14 protein-coding genes are annotated in these 19,813 nt (G+C 36.5%); 7 read left to right on the forward strand and 7 right to left on the reverse strand.

The genetic code is table 11. The features are described 5' to 3' along the window. Positions 1 to 13: 13 nt before the first annotated feature. The 4 genes from miaB to thrS all read right to left on the reverse strand — a co-directional run bounded on the left by miaB (position 14) and on the right by thrS (position 6,779). Positions 14 to 2,044: a tRNA (N6-isopentenyl adenosine(37)-C2)-methylthiotransferase MiaB gene (gene miaB, locus KKH39_02720; GenBank protein ID MBU1202929.1), complete on the reverse strand. Its 2,031-nt coding sequence runs from the start codon at positions 2,042 to 2,044 to the stop codon at positions 14 to 16. Between the two features lie 68 nt (positions 2,045 to 2,112). Continuing rightward, positions 2,113 to 3,378, reverse strand: coding sequence for a hypothetical protein (locus tag KKH39_02725; protein MBU1202930.1), 1,266 nt, complete (start codon positions 3,376 to 3,378; stop codon positions 2,113 to 2,115). A gap of 137 nt (positions 3,379 to 3,515) precedes the next feature. Beyond that, positions 3,516 to 4,934, reverse strand: coding sequence for an IMP dehydrogenase (guaB, locus tag KKH39_02730; GenBank protein ID MBU1202931.1), 1,419 nt, complete (start codon positions 4,932 to 4,934; stop codon positions 3,516 to 3,518). A gap of 90 nt (positions 4,935 to 5,024) precedes the next feature. Continuing rightward, entirely contained in the window at positions 5,025 to 6,779 is a 1,755-nt protein-coding gene (gene thrS, locus KKH39_02735) for a threonine--tRNA ligase (protein MBU1202932.1), read from the reverse strand. 455 nt (positions 6,780 to 7,234) lie between these two features. On the opposite strand from thrS, the gene KKH39_02740 reads away from it, so the two are divergent. Next, positions 7,235 to 7,735, forward strand: coding sequence for a hypothetical protein (locus KKH39_02740; GenBank protein MBU1202933.1), 501 nt, complete (start codon positions 7,235 to 7,237; stop codon positions 7,733 to 7,735). Between the two features lie 242 nt (positions 7,736 to 7,977). Here KKH39_02740 and KKH39_02745 read toward each other — a convergent pair whose 3' ends face one another. From KKH39_02745 to KKH39_02755, 3 genes are all read right to left on the reverse strand, one after another. Continuing rightward, positions 7,978 to 9,102, reverse strand: coding sequence for a hypothetical protein (locus KKH39_02745; protein MBU1202934.1), 1,125 nt, complete (start codon positions 9,100 to 9,102; stop codon positions 7,978 to 7,980). A 100-nt stretch (positions 9,103 to 9,202) separates the two neighbouring features. After that, a complete protein-coding gene (locus tag KKH39_02750) occupies positions 9,203 to 12,646 on the reverse strand; it encodes a DNA polymerase III subunit alpha (GenBank protein ID MBU1202935.1) in 3,444 nt (1,147 codons plus the stop codon). 213 nt (positions 12,647 to 12,859) lie between these two features. Beyond that, positions 12,860 to 13,156 (reverse strand): hypothetical protein, encoded by a 297-nt coding sequence (locus KKH39_02755; protein MBU1202936.1) that lies wholly within the window; start codon positions 13,154 to 13,156, stop codon positions 12,860 to 12,862. 101 nt (positions 13,157 to 13,257) lie between these two features. Here KKH39_02755 and KKH39_02760 point away from each other — a divergent pair, with 101 nt between their 5' ends. From KKH39_02760 to KKH39_02785, 6 genes are all read left to right on the forward strand, one after another. After that, positions 13,258 to 14,136, forward strand: a complete 879-nt coding sequence (locus KKH39_02760) for a hypothetical protein (GenBank protein ID MBU1202937.1) — start codon at positions 13,258 to 13,260, stop codon at positions 14,134 to 14,136. Further along, positions 14,133 to 15,227 carry a rod shape-determining protein RodA gene (rodA, locus tag KKH39_02765; GenBank protein ID MBU1202938.1) on the forward strand — a complete coding sequence of 365 codons (1,095 nt, stop codon included), beginning with the start codon at positions 14,133 to 14,135 and terminating at the stop codon, positions 15,225 to 15,227. The genes KKH39_02760 and rodA overlap by 4 nt, the downstream gene beginning before the upstream one ends. 70 nt (positions 15,228 to 15,297) lie before the next feature. After that, on the forward strand, positions 15,298 to 15,978 hold the full coding sequence (locus KKH39_02770; protein MBU1202939.1) for a 50S ribosomal protein L25: 681 nt from the start codon (positions 15,298 to 15,300) through the stop codon (positions 15,976 to 15,978). Between the two features lie 53 nt (positions 15,979 to 16,031). Further along, positions 16,032 to 17,072 carry a DUF3048 domain-containing protein gene (locus KKH39_02775; protein ID MBU1202940.1) on the forward strand — a complete coding sequence of 347 codons (1,041 nt, stop codon included), beginning with the start codon at positions 16,032 to 16,034 and terminating at the stop codon, positions 17,070 to 17,072. A 162-nt stretch (positions 17,073 to 17,234) separates the two neighbouring features. Then, positions 17,235 to 19,100 carry an efflux RND transporter periplasmic adaptor subunit gene (locus tag KKH39_02780; protein ID MBU1202941.1) on the forward strand — a complete coding sequence of 622 codons (1,866 nt, stop codon included), beginning with the start codon at positions 17,235 to 17,237 and terminating at the stop codon, positions 19,098 to 19,100. A 5-nt stretch (positions 19,101 to 19,105) separates the two neighbouring features. Further along, positions 19,106 to 19,813 carry an ABC transporter ATP-binding protein gene (locus KKH39_02785; protein MBU1202942.1) on the forward strand — a complete coding sequence of 236 codons (708 nt, stop codon included), beginning with the start codon at positions 19,106 to 19,108 and terminating at the stop codon, positions 19,811 to 19,813.

Here is a 19,813-nt window from a genome sequence, read left to right on the forward strand (position 1 = left end):
CGGGTCTTTAAAATTATTTCAAAAATTCTTTTATTGATTTTTTTGTCTGAGTAATATTTTTGTTCCAGTGTATTTTTATACCTTGTTTTTCCATGCGGCGAAACCAAGTCATTTGCCTTTTGGCGTAGTGGCGGGTATTTTTTTTGATTTTATCAATGGCAGTTTCTAAGCTTATCTTGCCATCCAAATATTCTATGATTTCTCGGTAGCCAATACCAGTCAATGAGCTTAGTTTTTTGTGCGGGTATTTTTTGTAGAGTTTTTTGACTTCTTGTATTGATCCGTCACCGAACATTCTATCAACTCTTTTGTTTATTTTTTGGTATAGCTTGTCTCTGTCAGGGGAGAGTCCGAAGACAACAAAGTCATAAGGGCATTTTCTCAGCTGTGGATTTTTTGGATTTAAATCATAATTTTGTAAAATTGAAGATATATAAAGTCCGGTGCCACCGGCAATAATCGGCAGTTTGTTTTTGGCCAAGATTTTTTTAATAGTTTTAAAAGCGTCCTGTTGCCAGTTATAAAGATTGTATTCTTTATCAGGAGTGGTGATATCCAGCATATGATGGACAATACCTTTCATTTCCTCTTTGGTGATTTTATTGCTGGCAATATTCATACCTTTATAAATTTGTCTGGAATCAGCCGATATTATTTCGCCATTAAATTGTTTGGCAATTTTTACAGCTAAGTCAGATTTGCCGGCAGCAGTGGGCCCAAGGATAACAGCTATTTTATCTTTCAATTTTGCTTTGACACCCCAGTGTTTGGCTTCTATTATATTGGCATTGTAAAATTTTCCGACATTAAGTGGTTTTTTGCTTTCAATGTGTACGGCCACATAGTTTGATAATTTGCCTATATTCAGATAATTGTCTCCGGTTTTGTTGACGGCATCTATCAAAACTTCTCGCTTTTGACCAATTAAGTTTTTATTAAATTCCAAAGATTGCTGTTCAATTATTGTGTTCAGTTTTTGCCAGCGGGATTTTTTGGTATTTTTTGGCACATCATCTTTGTATAGGCGCCAGGCTACAGTGCCAGCTCGGCTAGAATATTGGCCCAGGTAGGTCATATTATATTTCATCTCTTTGGCCAATTTGAGTGTGGCTTGAAAATCTTTATTTGTTTCCGAGCAAAAGCCTACTATAATATCTGTTGAAATTGCTATATTTGGTATTTTTTTTCTAATTTTTTTTATTAATTTTTTGTAGTCAGCTATTTTGTAATGGCGGTTCATTTTTTTAAGAATTTTGTTTGAGCCTGATTGTACAGGTAGATGCAGATAATCATTGAGATTTTTGCATTCAGCCATGATGTTTATGAGTTTGTCACTCATATCATAAGGATGGCTGGTTAAAAATTTTAACCAAAAATGATCTGATAAACTATCAATTTTTTTTAGTAATTCTGGGAAATCCAATTCTTTCTTATTTTGTTTTATCAAATCTTTCCCATAGCTATTTACATTTTGTCCAAGGAGTATTATTTCTGTATAGCCTTTTGCTAGTAGTTCCTGGATTTCTTCTATTACAGCTTTTGATGGTCTAGATACTTCTCGTCCACGGGTATAGGGGACAGCACAGTACGAACAAAATTTATTACAGCCTGTCATGATAGGTACATAGGCACGATGTTTTGATTTGTAGCTAGGGCTGATATCAAAAAAATCTGGCAAAGCTAATTTTTCTTCGGGGGCAATATTTTTTAGTTGATCGGCCAAATTGTGAAGGTTTTTTATATCAATAAAAAGATCAAATTTATCAGCCAATTTTTTTTGGTCACGCTCTAAAATGCAGCCTGATAGCAGAGTTATTAGGGGTCTTTTTTCTTTGATAATTTGCCAATCTCTTAGTTTGCTATATAGTCTATCTACAGCCGCTTGTCTGACAGAGCAGGCTACAATACCAATAAGATCAGCATCTTTTTCCTGATTGGTCTCTTGGTAACCGAGCTTTTTCAAAACTGTCGCCAGACGTTCGGCATCAGAATAATTCATCTGACAGCCAAATATAATAAGATGAAATTTCTTTTTTCTTTGCATAGAAGAAATTGTATATTTTTCCTTATAAAAAATCAACCCTTTGACTACGCTCAGGGTTGATTATTTTTTTATTGGTTACTATCAGTTGGTTGAGCCTGATAAGAGCGGATGTTGAGATTGGGTTTGGTAGGCATCATTTTTTGTCTTTCCTGTATTTCTTTTCTTAGTACAGGATATTCTCGTAGGTTTTGTTCTAGTGTTCTTAATTTGACAGGATCAGTAGTGCTTTGGATTTTTTCCTTCAGGCCTTCTTGCTGTATTTCAATTAAGTTTTGTATTCTCTCTTTAAATTGTGGCATATCAAGACCTTGCAAAAATTCTAGATTGGCTGGGTGACTACGTAATTTGTTTTCAAATTGGTCCAAAAACTTTTCTTTTTCTTCATCACTTAGGCTTTCAAAGCGTGTTCTTAATTGGCTATTGTATCTTTCAAAAGAATTAGCGATGGTTTGCCTAGTTTGAGCAGACAAATTTGGACTATCTTTCAGGTTACTTATAAATTTTTGTTTGACTACCTCGGTCGTTTTTATGTTATTGATATATTTTTCTATTTTTTCTTGATCTTGTCTGTCCAAATTTTCTAACTTTTGATTGAGTCTTTCTTCAGCTATTTCTTTGGCGGCTGTTATTTTGTCACCGGCTTCTTCTGGTAACACATTTTTTAATTCTTCTAAGGTAGCAATGTTTCTTAATTGTTTAAATTTGCTGCCCAGGTCATTATTTTGGATGGAATTTTCCAGTCTTTGTTGGATTTGATCCGGGTTTGTATTGTACCAGTTTAGGGCGTTTTCATCTTTTATTTTTTGGATTTCGTCAATAGTTTTATTTGGTGCTTTATTTCTCAATTTTTCGGCGACGTCACTTAGTATTTGTTGATGTCTCAATTGATTGGTATCAAATTTGGTCAGAATGTCTTCAGAGATATTAGGATTGTCTTTAAGCTTTTGACTCAACTCTTCCATTCGGATCTGGTATTTAGCCAAAGCATCTTCTATTCTTGTAGCAGCGTTATCAGTGCCTATTTCAGCTAGTTTTTTAGCTTCCAAAAGACGACGACTGGCTATTTCTTGTAATTTTTCAGCTTTTTTTTCTTGGTTGAAAGTAAAAAATAGACCGACATTTTCTTTGAGATTTTGCCACCAATAGCCGCCATCACCTGGTAAGACCAAAGGATCAGAAGTGCCCAAGGCGGGAGCGTCTATTTCATCAGCTTCATATTCAGCTAGAGCGTTGGCTAAATTATCGTTTGTTTGGGCTAAGGCACTATTTGAAAAAAATAACCCAGCAAATAATCCGCTTATTAGAAATAAACTAAATAATTTAAAAATTTTCATGATTTTTTAATTTTAATATTTAGTCGTTTTTTACCCAGTTAGAAATTATAGAAAAATATTTTTACAAATAATAATATTTTATTCTGGTTTATAATTGTGAATTTCTAACTGGGTTTATTATAGCATTTTAAGACAAGTTACAAAAGTTCATTGTCATGAGATTTTGATTCTCGCATTCCGGAATCGGTTATTCTGATAAACTGAGCGTTCTTTTTTAGTTCCTCTAAATTTCTGGCATTAGCGTAGCTCATACCTGACCGTAAGCCACCTACATACTGATTTAAAATATTTTTCACAGGGCCGCGGTAGGGGACACGAGCTTCTACTCCTTCTGGAGTAATTTTGTCCATACTTTCTTTGGAGTCAGGACGTGATAATGCGGCAGTGAGTGAAGCCATGCCGCGCGAAACTTTGTACTGTCTGCCATGATAATTGATAGTTGGACCTGGTGATTCGGTGGTGCCTGATAGCTGGCCACCCATCATAACAGTATCAGCTCCGGCAGCTAGTGCTTTGACCAGATCACCGGATTGTTTGATGCCACCATCTGCAATCATAGGAATATCGTATTTTTTACACACCTGGTAAGCATTCATTATCGCTGTCAGCTGGGGTACGCCAAAACCAGTAGTAATCCTTGTGGTGCAAATTGAGCCTGGACCGACACCAATTTTGACAGCGTCTACACCGGCTTTTATAAGATCTTTGGCACCTTGGCCGGTAGCAATATTGCCACCAATTATTTCTACATTAGGATATTTTTCTTTGATTTTTCCTATAGTGTTGAGAGCGTTGTCAGAATGTCCATGGGCAATATCAAGTATCAGTACATCAACATCAGCTTGCACCAAGGCATCAACTCTGTCCATAAAATCTGAACGCACTCCCACGGCAGCCCCAACCAAGAGTCGGCCGCGACTGTCTTTGCTGGCATTTTTTTCATTGTAATTTTTGGCGATGTCTGTGGCAGTAATCAGGCCTTTTATTTTAAAATCACTATCAATCAGAGGTAATTTTTCTATCTTATTTTCATTCATTATACGTTTGGCTTCATCTATACTAATACCAAAGTGAGCAGTAATTAGCTTTTCTTTTGGCGTCATGAGCTTTTCTACCAATACATCGGCATCCTCAATAAATGAAATGTCTCGGTTGGTTAGTATGCCTAGTAGTTTTTGGTCATTGTCAGTTACCAAAAAACTTTTGCAGTTGAATTCCAGGATTTTTTCTTTGACTTCTTTGAGAGTATTTTTTGGTGAGACAAAAAATGGATTATCTATGATGATATTTTGTTTTCTTTTTACTTGAGATATTTTTTTGGCCTGAGTGGTGATATCACAAAAGCGGTGAATAATGCCAATGCCGCCATAAATAGCCATGGCAATAGCCATACGACTTTCAGTGACAGTGTCCATATTGGCGGAGACTATAGGAATTTTTAGACTGATATTACGACTGAGTCTGCTTGATACATCGACATCTTGTCGGGATTTTATGTCAGATTTTTGAGGCACCAATAAAACATCATCGTAAGTAAGCGCTGTCTTGATTTCCATAAGCTTAGTATTAATTGGTTAAAACTAAATATGAGAATACAAATTTATAATCTTTTAGATCCCCATTCGGGGACTCCGCCTTTGGCGGGATTATAAAAGAGTCAGGCTACGATTTTTGATGTCGGTTTTTATTTTTGAGATAAATTCTTTTTTGTCTATTTCCAAAAGATCTTGTTTGCCGCGTACTCTGACAAATAGTTTGTCAGAATTCATTTCTTTGTCACCAATGACTAGAGTATAAGGAGATTTTTCTTTGGCCGATTTGCGTATCTTGTTGCCGACGGTTTCATCAGACATATCAATTTCAGTTATTATATTTTCTTCAGCAAATTCATCGGCAATTTTTTTAGCAAACTCAATATGATTTTGATTGACAGTTAGTATTTTGATATGGACAGGGGAGAGCCATAAAGGAAAGGCACCACCATAATGCTCAATCAAAATCCCTAAAAATCTTTCGGGAGAGCCAATAATGGCTCGGTGAATCATAACGGGAGTTTTTTCTGTACCGTCTTGGTCGGTATAACTGAGCTCAAATCTTTTTGGCATATTAAAGTCCAATTGAATGGTGGATATCTGCCACTGACGTGACAAAGCATCTTTGGCAATTATATCCATTTTTGGCCCATAAAAAGCCGCTTCACCTGTAGCTGACTCGTATTCTATTTTATTTTCTTTGAGTAGTTTTTCTAAGAGTGTCTGAGATTTTTCCCAAACTTTTTCATCGCCGAGGTATTTTTCTTTTTGTTCGGGATCCCATAGTGACAACCTGACATAATAATTTAGACCATAAGTTTTTAGAGCTTCATTTATAATGCTCAAGACATTTTTGAATTCTGACTCTATTTGATCTTCACGGCAGAAACTGTGTCCATCGTCTTGAGAAAAACACCTTAGTCTGGTCAGGCCAGACAATTCTCCTGGCTTTTCGTCTCTAAAAAGATTCGCAAAATCAGAGTATCTGATAGGCAAATCACGATAACTTCTTTTTTTGCTAGCAAATATCTGAGTATGCTGAGGGCAATTCATTGGTTTTAGAAAGAATTCGTCTTTACTATAGTGAGAGCTAGCTGAAATCATATCATCTTTGAATTTTTCCCAGTGTCCGGAAACATGAAAAAGTTCAGCTCTGTTCATCTGTGGTGTGTGGACTTCTTGAAAGCCTATTTTATTTTGTAATTCATTAGAAAAATTTATAATTTGGCGTCTGACATGAGCGCCTTTGGGAGTATAAAGAGGCATACCAGCACCGACTAGCTCTGAAAAAGTAAATAGATCCATTTCTTTACCAAGCTTGCGATGGTCTCTTTCTTTGGCTTGTTTTAGCTTTTCCAAATAATCATCCAGCTCTTCTTTTGTTTCAAAAGCTACGCCATAGATACGAGTGAGCATTTGGTTTTTTTCATCACCACGCCAATAAGCGCCGGCAGTAGTAGTGAGCTTAAAGGCGTCAATATTTATCTCTGAGCTTTTTTCCACGTGTGGTCCAGCGCACAAATCAGTAAATTCACCGGAACTGTAAAAACTAATTTCTTCGTCTTCTGGCAAGTCATTGATTAGTTCAATCTTAAATATTTGATCGCTAGCCATTTTTAGGGCAGAGTCTCTAGCCGCTACTTGTTTGGAAAAATTAATGTTTTGTTTTATGATTCTTTTCATTTCTTTTTCCAGTTTTGGCAAATCATTGTCTGATAGTTTATCAGGCAATAGAAAATCATAATAAAAACCATTTTCTATAGTTGGCCCAATTGCTAGTTTGGCATCAGGAAACTTTTTGAGTATTGCCATAGCCATGATGTGAGACAGAGAGTGTCTTACGCGGTGCATTTTTTCTTGTTTGTCCATATTTTTACCCCGTTAAATGTTCGCCCCGCGAACACTGCAAAGCAGTATTTAACGGGGTGAAAATTAAAATAACCCAAGACTAGTTAAGTCTTGGGACCCTGAGTGACTCCTAAGGAGTCAAACGGGCGGTTCCACCCAAGTTCCTCCTATAAAAGGAGGCAACTCATTTATTTTATTGAGATTTAGTCCCTGTTTTGAGGGATTCCATATGCTGGAAGAATAGTTGGTTGCTATTCCAATCATCTAAGGCGTTTATAATTATAGCTCATTTTAATATTTGTTGTAAACTATTGACAAAATAGTAAATACATGATATACTTAGATATTATTTTGAACTTTAAATTAGGTCAAAAAATATGGCCTTAGCAGTTAGTTTGGATATAAATCATCTGGTCTGACTGCTACGGCTATAATGTAACACGGACGTAGTAAAACTCTAGAATTGGAGGAAAATCATGAAGAAGCTCACCATCCTGTTCGCTTTGGTGTTGACTCTGCTTGCTTTGACCACGATCTTGGTCAACAGGCATGAGGGTGGTGTCTACCGACTGGAAGTTTCCGGGGACAGCATCAGTGATATGGTTCGTCGAGGCAATTATGATTGGACCAACTCCAACATCAATGATGACTACTTCACTGCTGATGCTCCGCACGAAGCGAACATCATTATTTTCAAGCACTTCGGCGAGGACATGAGCACGAAGGCCGTGCTCAAAGCTCTGGATGACGACGGCTTACGTCCGGCAACTATGTCCGAGCTACTCGAGCTTGGCATTTGCTATCCCGAATTGCAGAAGCAGTTTCCTATCGTCGCCCTCGGTTCTATCTCTCAGGATCCGTATGGCGACCGCTCTGTCGGTTTCCTCTACTCCGTTGATGGTCAGCGCGAGCTCGGCCTGGACTGGATCGACGATGACTGGTACGACCACTTTCGTTTCGCCGCTGTCCGCAAGTAACTGGTTCTTGGCTACTTGTGTCCTCGGGACTTGATTGTCTCTTGCTTGTCCGCCGGAGCTCGCAAGAGCGTAGGCGGAAACACTTGGCCTCGGTCAGATCGCAAAACTCCGTCTCAATATTCCCATCAGGGTGCGAGACGGAGTTTTTTATTATCTAAAAATCCTCAAAACCCCCTCCTATTCGGCAGGGGGGGGGCTTTTGGTGAAAACCAACCTTCGAGGTTAACCTCGAAGGTTGGTTTTTATTCGATTATTATATGATCTTTAAATCGGGGAGCAGATTTTACCCAAAATGGAGAAAAGTCTATATCAATTCTCTGTGCTTTAAAATCTTGGAAATATTGACGTAAGCCGTTTTCATCTAGACCAACCAAATCTTCTTTATTTATATTTAGAGCGTTTTGGCCATTATTTATTTCCGCTTCCAAACTTACTTCTATGACAGCTTCTTCTTTTTCAAAATTAATATCCAATATTTTATAATCAAATTTGTCAGGGTTGAATTTGATTAGTGTCTGACTACTAGCCAGTTCTTTTTGGAATTTTTCTTGGGCAAGCTCAAATAGTTTTTGTTGGTCAAAAATTAGGGCATGAGCCGTCACATTTTCAGTCACAGATGTTTCTTCGGATACATCTCCCAGCTCGCTGGACTCCACGACTTCAAATTCAAATATTATTTGTTTGGCGGATATTGATAGGTTTTCCGGTAAAATATTATTTATATTTTCTACAGCTTTTTTTTCGGCGCTAGTTTTTAATTCAGCTATTACTTTGTCAAGATTTTCTTGGCTGACACTATAATGAGGAATTGAAGTTTGTTTCATTCCTTCTGTAGTCTCAGCATATATTTTGTCCTGTAAGCCCTCCCATAGTCCTGGTATGATAAAGGTAGTAGCCTCGGTTACGTATTCTGCACCTGTTTGATCGGCTTCGGCCCATACCTCTACTTGTCCGCCAGCTGGCACAGTCACACCTTCACTGATACGAAATAATTTACCATCAGGTGTCAGTAGGCGAGTGGTTTTAATCAATGGTTGACTTTTAGAATAATTGTTGTAGATAGTGACATAGCCACCGGCTTTTTCACTGCTGCTCATTTCTTGACTGCTTTTTATGTTGGCTGATATTTCAAATTCAGTGTTTATGATTTTACCCAATATAGCATCTGGTGATATTTCAGTAGTATCTTCAGATTGCATTTCCACCAAAACAGAGCCAGTTTTGTTTTCCAGATTGTTATATATTTTTATTTTTACTTTAGCCAGAGCAAAGTGGACAATCATTAAAATAGCTACAAGAGTCAGAAAAAAGAAAAAAATAACTACTTTGGAATATATATTGCCTTTGGCTCTGGATGGATTTGTCATATTTTTTCAATTTAATTACTTTTAGCTAGTTAAACCGTTAGAAGCCTAGCTCCTTAGCAGGTCTAACTGGGTTTATTATAGCAGAGATATCAAATTAATATCAATTAGTTTTTAATTTCCAGCTATTTGGCCCTAAAAATTTATTTATTTTTTCTTTTAGTTTTTCATCCGGTAGCACTTTAAGGTCGGTTTTTAACTTGCGTATATGGCCATTATGTATTTCCAGATAAACTGGGCTAAGTCCGGGATGTTGGTCCAATATTTTTTTGAGCTCAGCCATTTTATCTTTATCAAAACCTTCGGGTAAAACTAGCCAAAGCTTTTTTTCAGACAATCCTTTGGCTTTAAAATCTTTGATTGTTTCTGGGTTTATAATTTCTGCTCTTTCGGCAATCACCTTGGGGTGGCCGTCTTTTTCAGAGACCTTGCCTTCTACCAAAACTCTATTTTCGTCTTTCCATAGATTGAAAGTAGTTTCCAACATGGAAGGGAAGACAATCACTTCAATACTAGAGCTGGAATCTTCTATAGTGACAAAGAGCATAGCCTGACCTTTGTGAGTGACTATTTTGTGAACAAAAGTAATAATACCAGCTACTCGGACATTGTTTCCGTCTTTGTTTTTTAATTTATCCAACGGGATAATATATTTTTTGAGTATTTCCAGATCGTTTTTGAAAGGGTGGTCGGATATATAAAGACCCATTAGCTCTTTTTCCCAAGAAAGTTTAGTATTTTGGTCTATATCATCAAAGTGTTCTAGTTTGAGGGAAAAAGTGGTATTAGCTAGTGGTAAATCGGCAAACAAATTATTTTGTCCGCTTTTATGTTCATTTTGTATTTTTTTGTTAAATTCCAAAATAGTAATCAAATTTCCCAAAGCTTGTCCGCGATTAGATAATGAATCTAAGGCGCCGGCTTTTATTAGGCTTTCGAGTGATTTTTTGTTTAGATCCTTATCTTTTATCCTAGAGAGAAAATCCTCCAGAGATTTGTACTGACCGTTCTTTTTTCTTTCAGAGATTATGACTTTGGCAATATTGTGTCCAACATTTTTAATAGCATTTAGCCCAAAACGAATTTTTCCTTTTTTGTTTGGATCAGTACTTTCTACCACTGAAAAATTAGAAAAACTTTCATTGACATCAGGCGGTAAGACATCTATATCCATTTTGCGACATTCTTTTATTTCAATAGTGACCCTGTCAATATTGTCTTGGTCGGCTGTCAAAAGGGCGGCCATAAAAGCCTCTGGATAGTTAGCTTTTAAATAGGCAGTTTGATAGGCAATCATGGCGTAGCAGGCAGCGTGTGATCTGTTAAAACCATATCTGGCAAAAGGCACAATAAATTCCCATATTTTGTTGGCAGTTTTTTTGTCTACGCCGTTATCTATCAAGCCTGATACTACTTTTTCCTCCTGCTCATCGAGCAGTTCTTTTATTTTTTTACCTACCGCTTTTCTTAATACATCAGCCTGACCGTAGCTAAAACCAGCTAGGTCTCTGACAATTCTCATCAATTGTTCCTGATATACCGCAATACCATAGGTATTTTTTAGGATCGGTTCCAACTTGGGATGCAAGTAGTTTACTTTTTTTAATCCATGTTTGGCGGCAATAAAATCTGGGATAAACTCCATCGGTCCTGGGCGGTATAGGGCGACCATAGCAATGATATCTTCTAGCTCAGTTGGTTTGAGCTGTTTGAGGTATCTTTTCATGCCACCGGATTCTAGTTGGAATACGCCGGTGGTTTCACCTTTTTGGAAAAGATCAAAGGTTTTTTGGTCATCAAGTGGCAAATGATCTATATTAATTTTGGTATTTTTGGTAGCTTCTACTATCTCGATAGTTTGTTCTAAGATGGTCAGATTTTTGAGGCCCAAAAAATCCATTTTGAGTAAGCCCAGGTCTTCAACTGGGTGCATAGAGTATTGGGATATAATAGTTTTATCGTCACCGGAGGCATATTGCAAAGGGGTGTAGTTTGTCAGTGGCTCTTTGGTGATTAGTACGGCACAGGCGTGGGTAGAGGAGTGGCGAGCTAGACCTTCTAGTTTTTTGGCCATGTCCAATAGTCTTTGTGCTTCAGGATCTTCTTCATATATTCTTTTTAGATCATCGACATTGGCCAAAGCTTCCTCCAGAGAAGTAAACATTGGAATCATTTTGGCCAGTTGGTCGCAGTAGCCATAACTATAACCCATCACACGTCCTACGTCTCTGACAGCTGCTCGAGCAGCCATAGTACCAAAAGTTATGATTTGGGCTACGTGATCTTTGCCATACTTTTCTTCAACATAGCGGATTACTTCTTCACGTCTGATATCGGCAAAATCAAGATCAATATCAGGCATGGATATACGTTCTGGGTTGAGGAATCTTTCAAAAATAAGCTCATACTTGATGGGGTCGATATTGGTGATATTTATCAGGTAAGATACCAGCGATCCAGCAGCTGATCCACGACCTGGGCCGACTACTATCTTTTGTTCTTTGGCCCAATTGACAAAATCTTGCACTATCAAAAAGTAGGCCGCAAAACCAGTCTTAGTTATGATAGAGAGCTCATAATCCAATCTTTCTTTGATATTGGTCGGGATTTGGTCTATCTCGTATCCGTAGCGTTTTTTTACGCCCAAGAGGCATAATTGTTTTAGCTCTTCCTCGGCACTGTTAGCATTTTGTAACTGGTATTCAGGCAATTGAATAGTGCCCAACTCTATTTCTATATTGCAACGGTCAGCTAATTTTTGAGTGTTATCAATTGCGGTTTGTATTTCGTCGCCAAATAATTCTTTGACTTTATTTTCAGAAATCATAGAGAAATCGTCTCCTAGGTATGACATCCTATCTTCATCCGACTGCTTATGCTTTGTTTGTATACAGAGTAATATATCTTGGGCTTCATTATCATCAGAATTTATGTAGTGGACATCATTGGTGATAATAAGGGGTATATTATGTTGCTTGGAAATTTTTTTGTATTCTTCATTGACTATTTCTTGTTCACTATCATTTCGGTGTTGTAATTCCAAATATAAATGATCATTTCCAAAAATATCTAAGAGTGTCTTGAGATTTTCTTGGACAGTCTGGTGTTGTCCGGCTTTGATGTGGCGAGCCAATGGTCCACCTAGACAGGCTGTGGCGGCTATTAATCCTTCTTTGTGTTTTTTTAATATTTCCCAATCTATTCTTGGTTTATAATAAAAACCTTCCAGATGAGCAATGGTAGTCAATTTGAGAAGGTTTTTGTATCCTTGGTTGTTTTCTGCCAAGAGAATAAGATGATATGGTTTTTCTTTGTGGTTTCTGTCGGATATTGAACCAGGGGCAACATAACATTCAACACCGATGATCGGTTTTATGCCACTAGCCAGACATTTTTGATAAAATTCTATAGCTCCATACATAACACCATGATCAGTCAGAGCCAAAGCATTGACTGCCTGCTCTTTAGCCTTTTTTACTAGTTGGTCTATAGTACTCAAGCCATCAAGTAGGCTGTAATGAGAGTGATTATGGAGGTGAATAAGCATAATTTGTTTTTACCCCGTTAAGTCCCGCTTTTCGGGATTTAACGGGAGTAAATATTTAATGGGATGAATAATAAAACCCGATAACACTCGTTAGGGAGATTAAAATTTATCGGGATGTTGATTTATAAAAAATAAATCAAATAATTTGTTTTTGTTTTTGTTTGCCCGAGCGATTTGTGGTGAGCGTAATTGAATTAAATCGAGGGGTTTTTATTATTTTTTGTTTTTGGAATTTTTTCTGGCGCCTTTTTTTTCGCTGATAGTTTTTATGATTGATTGGGCGCTTTTGACGAATACAGTCAAAAAAGCGGAAGCATTACCAGCTTTACTTTTGAAATTTTGAACTCCTTCATCAATGCCATTGGCAATATTTTCTATTACTTTTAGGGTATTATTGAGGCCTTTAATTGTTTTGGCTATTTCATACAGTACCCAAGAGAATAGTATGGCCACTAGAGTTACCGAAAATCCCAGGAGCAAATTTAATAAATCTTTTGAATTTTCTAACATTTTATTTTTTTTATTTTTTTATTTCGTCTTTATTATAACATAGTAGTTCATATAATGCCAAATCTGGCTTTTGAGAGTAAAATATTGTATAATATTAAAGTATGGACGAATACAAACCAATTAGTCAAAAAGAATTAGAACGAGGTTATTTTTTCGTTACGCATAGACCTCAAATTATAAAAGTATTTTATGGTTTATCCATATTAGTTTTAGCTATTTTATATATTTTTTTGGCTTGGCGTGTTATTACTTACCTACAGGGTGGTAATTTTGAAAAAGCAGCAGCCAATTTGGAGAACGCGTCTTTTGATTGGGAGACTTATCATATAAAGCGCGCGCCTATAAATCTGGCAATAGGTAAACCTCAATTTATTTCGTTGGGAGAAAGAAAATATAATTTGGTGGTGCCAATTGTAAACCATAACACAGACTGGGCTTTGCGTGAGTTAAAATATAGTTTTGTGGTCAATGGTGAGACTTTACCCGAAGAAAGCACTTTTCTAAATCCGGATGAAACACAATTATTAATTTTATTTTCTCATGAATCAAGTAAGGGTGTAGTTGATTTGGATGTGGAATTGGGCGAGCAAGACTGGCAGAGGGTTGGACCAAATTTTTATGATATAAATTTTTCTGTATCCAATGTAAAATTTCAGGCTGCTACTAGGCTGGAAGTTGGCAAAGAGGTGATAGATGTTCCTGCCCGAGTAATTTGGCAAGCCCAAAATATGACCTTAAATAATTTTTGGGATGTGGGCTGGCAGGTAGTTTTGTATAATGGTGATAAAATAATTGGTGTTAATTATCTTTTGACTCATGATTTTTTAGCTTTGGAAAAGAGAGAGCTGGAGGTGGTCTGGCTTGACAAATTGCCCCGAGTGACTAAAGTAGAAGTGTTGCCGGTCATAAATAAAATGGACAAAGGCAATATTAAAGATATTTATGTGGACAACCCGAGCGGCGATTTGATAAATTTATGAGGATTTTTTTAGCCAAATGGCAAAAGATAGACTGGTTGTTATTTTTTGCTGTTCTAATTTTGCTAGTTTTAGGAATTAGCATTTTATATAGTCTTAGTTTGAATACTGATACGGCAAATTTCGCTGTTTTTAAAAAACAAATACTTTTTGCCTTATCAGGTTTTGTTTTATTTTTTTTCTTAGCCAGTATAAATTATAATGTTTGGTTGACTTATGCCAAATTGATTTTTATATTATTTGTATTGGTTCTTTTGTTTGTTTTATTTTTTGGTGTAGAGATAAAAGGTACGACTGGTTGGTTGTCCGTCGGTCCTTTTGTTTTGCAGCCGGTAGAGTTTGCTAAAATTGCTTTGGTTATAGCTCTGGCCAGATATTTTGCTCATTACGCTAATGAGTTTTTTATGTTTAAACATATTTTTATTTCTGGTTTACTTACGCTTGCTTTTGTCGGACTAGTTACTCTGCAGCCTGATCTTGGTTCAGCCTTGGTGCTTTTGGGTACCTGGATAATAATGCTTTTATTTACCGGTATTAAACGTCAGCATTTTTGGTGGCTCTTGGCAGTATTTTTGGTAGTGGTAGTAATAAGCTGGTTTTTCCTTTTACAATCTTATCAACAGTCTAGAATATTAACTTTCTTCAACCCAGGTCTTGATCCTCAAGGTGAGGGCTACAATGTCATACAGTCAATAATTGCTGTTGGTTCTGGACAAACTTTTGGCAGAGGTCTAGCTCTAGGCTCACAAAGTAGCTTGAGATTTTTGCCTGAGCCGGGCACAGATTTTATATTTGCCGTAATTGCTGAGGATTTAGGTTTGGTGGGAACAGGTTTGTTGTTAGCCTTATTTGCTTTTATATTTTATAGATTATTTTTGATAATGAGGAAAAGTCAGGATGATTTTGGAGCTTATCTGATATTGGGTATTGCAGCTATGCTTTTGGTACAGACTTTTATAAATATTGGTATGAATATGGGAATATCACCGGTTACAGGTATTCCTTTACCCTTAGTTTCAGCTGGCGGTAGTTCAGTCTGGGCTGTAATGATCGCTTTGGGTATAGCACAAAGTGTGCATTTGAGGAATGGATAATAAGTTCTTGACAGTGGACCCTTTTTATGATTAAATAGAGCCACTGTGTTTTTAATTTATAAGAAAAAATATGGCAGAATTTGTACTAGAAGCAAAAGAACGTAAGACTGGCACTCAAGGTCAGTTGACAGAAATCCGTGATTCAAAAAGAGTCCCAGGAGTTATTTATGGCTTTTCTCAGGAGCCAATATCTATTGATTTGGCTTATTTGGAGCTACTAAAAGTGCTCAAAGAAGCTGGAACTAGCAATATTATTTCTATAAAAGTTGGAGATAAAACCATCAAAGTTATTGTCCGTGAATACCAACAGGATCCTGTCAAAGACACTTTGTCACATGTTGATTTTATGGCTATTGATGAGAAAAAAGAGCTTACTACCAAAGTGCCATTGGCCTTTGTAGGAATCTCGACTGCTGTGCGTGAGCAAGGTGGTCAGGTAAATACCAAAAATATTTCAGTTAATGTGCGATGTTTGCCAGCTGATTTACCAGCTAAGATAGATGTGGATGTCAGTTTATTGAAAGAGCTTGGTCAGAAATTGATTATTTCAGATCTACAAGTAGATGATAAAGTAAATATTTTGAATAACCCAAATGATCCAGTAGTTGATGTTACTTTGCCGAAGAAAATTAAAATTGAAGAAGTGGCTACTCCTGTTGCTGGTGCTGAAGGCGAAACTAAAGAAGGTGAAGAAGGCGAAACTAAAGAAGGTGAAGAAGGCGAAACTAAAGAAGGTGAAGATAAAAAATAGCCTCGTTGAATACCATTTTGTGGTATTTGCAGGGCAAATATTTGACGGGTTAAATGTTAAATCATCAAATAAAAATATATTTATTAATAACTGTCATTTTTATGGCAGTTATTTTGTTATATTTGGGCTTGAGAGACTTATTTAAAGACCAACAAGCTGTCTCTATGCCAACAGAGCAAAAACAGGAAGAAAATAGGTCTGATTTTAAGAGAAATCCTTTGACTGGATTGGAGCAGAAAGCTGATTTTTTTCCTATTTCTATCATGTTTGACAATTCATATAATGTCCGACCTCAGCAGGGTTTGTCTGGAGCAGATATCGTCTATGAGGCATTAGCTGAAGGCAACATCACCAGAATAATGGGAGTTTTTGATAGCACTAAGTCGCTTGAAAAGATTGGACCAGTTAGGTCGGCTAGACCATATTTTATGGACTGGGCCGGGGAGTATGGTGGAGTTTATATGCATGTTGGTGGCAGTCCAGAGGCACTGACTAATATTTCCAAATATGATTTTATAAATATTGATCAGATTGGGGCTAGTGAAATTTATTTTTGGCGCGACAATAATCTTGACGCACCTCATAATGTGTTTACCTCATCTTCAAATTGGTTGAGAATAGGGGAGATAAAAGATGTGGCCAATATAGACAGAGAAACATTTTTTACTTATGTAGATTTTCCGGACCAGTATCCCAAAGAAAGATCATATATGCCACCACTGTCATTTATAGTAGATTTTTCATCCAATGATTACAAAGTAGAATGGAAATTCAATGAAGCACTCAATGTGTATCAGAGATGGCAGGGTGATGAAAAACATCTTTATGAAAATGGTCAGCAGATAGCTGTCAAAAATGTGCTTGTTCAAGTGGCCAAATCTAGGATTATAGATGACAAAGAAAGACGCAGTATGGATAATAAAACTAGCGGAATAGCCTATCTAGTCAATCCGTACGGATACCAGACTGGCACTTGGCAGTACAAAGATGGTTATACTTATTTTTATAAGGATGATGGAAATCCTATGGAATTTGTACCAGGTAAAACCTGGATAGAGGTAGTGCCTAGTACAGAATCCTTTATTATAGAATAATTTATCCCCTAAACATCAATGTTTAGGGGTTTTTTGAAATAAATTTATAATTTTAGCGTAGTATAGTATATAAGAGGAGAGGTTGAGTAAAATTAAAAGGGTCAGAATGAGAAACTCAACCGCCTCCTTTGGCCCTTTTAATTTTATTTGCTAATCAAAATTATGAAATTTAAAAATCCATTTATCCTTATTTGGAAACACAAGATTATTTCTTTACTTGTTTTGGTCGTTTTATCAGGCAGCGGTTATTTTTTTTATGGTCGTTTACACAAGACCGAAGCAAGTATAAATTATGTGACCCAAACTGCTTCAAAAGGCATGTTAGTTTCTAGTGTCAGTGGCAGTGGTCAAGTATCTTCATCTAACCAGGTAGATATTAAGCCAAAAGTATCGGGAGATGTGATAGCTGTCAGCATGACAGTTGGTCAGGAAGTAAAAAAAGACGATGTTTTGGCCAAAATAGATAGCGGCGATGCTTATAGACAGTATAATGATGCTAGAATCACCTACGAAAATGCTAAGTTGGAATTGGATGAGCTTTTGGCACCGCCTGATGATTCTGATTTACTCTCAGCCAAAAATTCTTTGGCTGATGCCCAGGATAGTCTGATCAAATTAGAGTTTAATCAAACACAGGATTATAATCAGGCGCAAAAAGATATTACAGACGCTGAAAAAGATCTTGAGGATTCATATGATGATATATACAATGACATATCTGATGCTTTTTTGGATTTTCCAGATATTTTGACGGAATTAAATACGGTACTTTTTAGTGATGAAATTGCTGACAGTGAAGTGACTATAAATAATATTTCCAATAATTATGCCTTAGAAAATGCTTTCAACAACAATCATTATGATGAAAGATCGCGTTTTGAAAGCTACATAGATGTAGCTGAAAACAATTATCAATCAGCCAAAGATAGTTATGATGTTAGCTTTGATAACTATAGAGATATTAGCCGTTATTCTAATAAGGATACTATAGAAAATCTATTAAGTGAGAGCATAGATACAGCTAAGAAAATTTCTGATGCTTTGAAAAGTCAAATAAATATGCTTGATTTTTGGGTAGAGTATCGTATTGATAAAAACTTGTCCGTTTATAGTCAAGTTACTCAATATCAATCTGCGCTAGCTAGCTATACTTCTCAAGCTAATAGCCATTTAAGCGGTTTATTATCTGTAGAGCGTAGTTTAGACAATGCTAAACAAAGTATTGATGATGCCAAGGAAAATTTTGAGGAATTGAAACAAAACCAACCTCTTGATTTAGCATCTGCTGAGAGAAATTTAGTCGCCAAGCAACAAAATTTAGATGATCTTTTGGCTGGAGCTACAACTCTAGAAATAAAAAATAAACAATTAAGCGTTCAACAAAAATATAATTCTTTTTTGGAGGCTAGTTCGGATTTAGCTGATCATTCTATCAAAGCGCCTTTTGATGGTGTGATTGCCTCAGTTGATGTGGTAGTTGGTGATACCGTTGGTTCTTCAGCTATAGCTTCTTTGATAACCAAACAAAATATTGCGGAAATTACTTTGAATGAAATTGATGCCGCTCAGGTCAAGGTCGGTCAAAAAGTCACACTCACTTTTGATGCGGTGGAGGATTTGTCAGTAACAGGTGAAGTAGCTGAAGTAGATGCTATTGGTGAAGTGAATCAGGGAGTAGTGAGCTATGGTGTAAAAATTGTTTTTGATATTCAGGATGATAGAATAAAATCAGGTATGAGTACTAGTGTAAATATAATTATAGAATCTAAAACAGATATTTTGTTAATACCTATTGGGGCGGTAAAAACGCAAGGATCTAGTAGTTATGTGGAGATAATGGATAATGGTCAGATAAAGCGTCAGACAGTAACCACTGGTCTAAGTAATGACACGATGATAGAAATTATTGATGGTTTGGAAGAAACTCAGGAAGTAGTGACCCAGACAATCAGTTCAGGTGGTTCATCTAGCAATACCAGTGGTAGTCAATCCGGACCAGATGAGAGGATGATGCTTAGGGCATTTTAAAATATATGATTGAATGTAAAGATATAGTAAAAATATACAAAACTGGAGATAGTGAGCTAAAAGTTTTGAAAGGCGTATCTTTTAAAATAGAAAAAGGTGAATTTGTAGCTATTATTGGTCCATCAGGTTCTGGTAAATCTACTTTGATGCATATTTTGGGAGCTTTAGATAGACCAAGTAGCGGTAGCTATATTTTGAACGGAAAAAATATTTTGGAATTTAGTGATGATGATTTGGCTGATATTAGGTCACAACAAATTGGTTTTGTATTTCAGAGTTTTAATTTGCTATCTCGGGCAAGTGTGCTCAGAAATGTTCTATTACCTTTGATATATAATACTAAAATCCTTAAGAGTAAAAGGATAAAAATGGCCGAAGAAGCTTTGATGGCATCTGGTCTTGATAAAGATCGTTGGCACCATTTATCAAATCAGCTGTCAGGTGGACAAATGCAGAGAGTAGCTATTGCCAGGGCGCTAGTCAATGAGCCGGACATTATTTTGGCTGATGAGCCGACTGGTAATTTGGATACTAAAACTGGAGATATTGTGCTTTCAACTTTCAAAAAATTAAATAAAGAAAAAGGCCACACTATTGTATTGATTACTCATGAACGTTATGTAGCGGAACATGCTGATAGGATTATAGAAATAAGAGATGGGGAGCTCATATCTGATAAAAGTACTAATAATGAATTATTAAAAGATAAATAA

It is taken from the genome of Patescibacteria group bacterium (genome assembly GCA_018819405.1).
Classification (GTDB): domain Bacteria; phylum Patescibacteriota; class Patescibacteriia; order UBA1558; family GWA2-36-10; genus XYD1-37-29.

Coding starts and splice junctions, on each gene's coding strand:
- miaB (MBU1202929.1), bottom strand. CDS start 2,044: ATGCAAAGAAAAAAGAAATTTCATCTTATTATATTTGGCTGTCAGATG.
- KKH39_02725 (MBU1202930.1), bottom strand. CDS start 3,378: ATGAAAATTTTTAAATTATTTAGTTTATTTCTAATAAGCGGATTATTT.
- guaB (MBU1202931.1), bottom strand. CDS start 4,934: ATGGAAATCAAGACAGCGCTTACTTACGATGATGTTTTATTGGTGCCT.
- thrS (MBU1202932.1), bottom strand. CDS start 6,779: ATGGACAAACAAGAAAAAATGCACCGCGTAAGACACTCTCTGTCTCAC.
- KKH39_02740 (MBU1202933.1), top strand. CDS start 7,235: ATGAAGAAGCTCACCATCCTGTTCGCTTTGGTGTTGACTCTGCTTGCT.
- KKH39_02745 (MBU1202934.1), bottom strand. CDS start 9,102: ATGACAAATCCATCCAGAGCCAAAGGCAATATATATTCCAAAGTAGTT.
- KKH39_02750 (MBU1202935.1), bottom strand. CDS start 12,646: ATGCTTATTCACCTCCATAATCACTCTCATTACAGCCTACTTGATGGC.
- KKH39_02755 (MBU1202936.1), bottom strand. CDS start 13,156: ATGTTAGAAAATTCAAAAGATTTATTAAATTTGCTCCTGGGATTTTCG.
- KKH39_02760 (MBU1202937.1), top strand. CDS start 13,258: ATGGACGAATACAAACCAATTAGTCAAAAAGAATTAGAACGAGGTTAT.
- rodA (MBU1202938.1), top strand. CDS start 14,133: ATGAGGATTTTTTTAGCCAAATGGCAAAAGATAGACTGGTTGTTATTT.
- KKH39_02770 (MBU1202939.1), top strand. CDS start 15,298: ATGGCAGAATTTGTACTAGAAGCAAAAGAACGTAAGACTGGCACTCAA.
- KKH39_02775 (MBU1202940.1), top strand. CDS start 16,032: ATGTTAAATCATCAAATAAAAATATATTTATTAATAACTGTCATTTTT.
- KKH39_02780 (MBU1202941.1), top strand. CDS start 17,235: ATGAAATTTAAAAATCCATTTATCCTTATTTGGAAACACAAGATTATT.
- KKH39_02785 (MBU1202942.1), top strand. CDS start 19,106: ATGATTGAATGTAAAGATATAGTAAAAATATACAAAACTGGAGATAGT.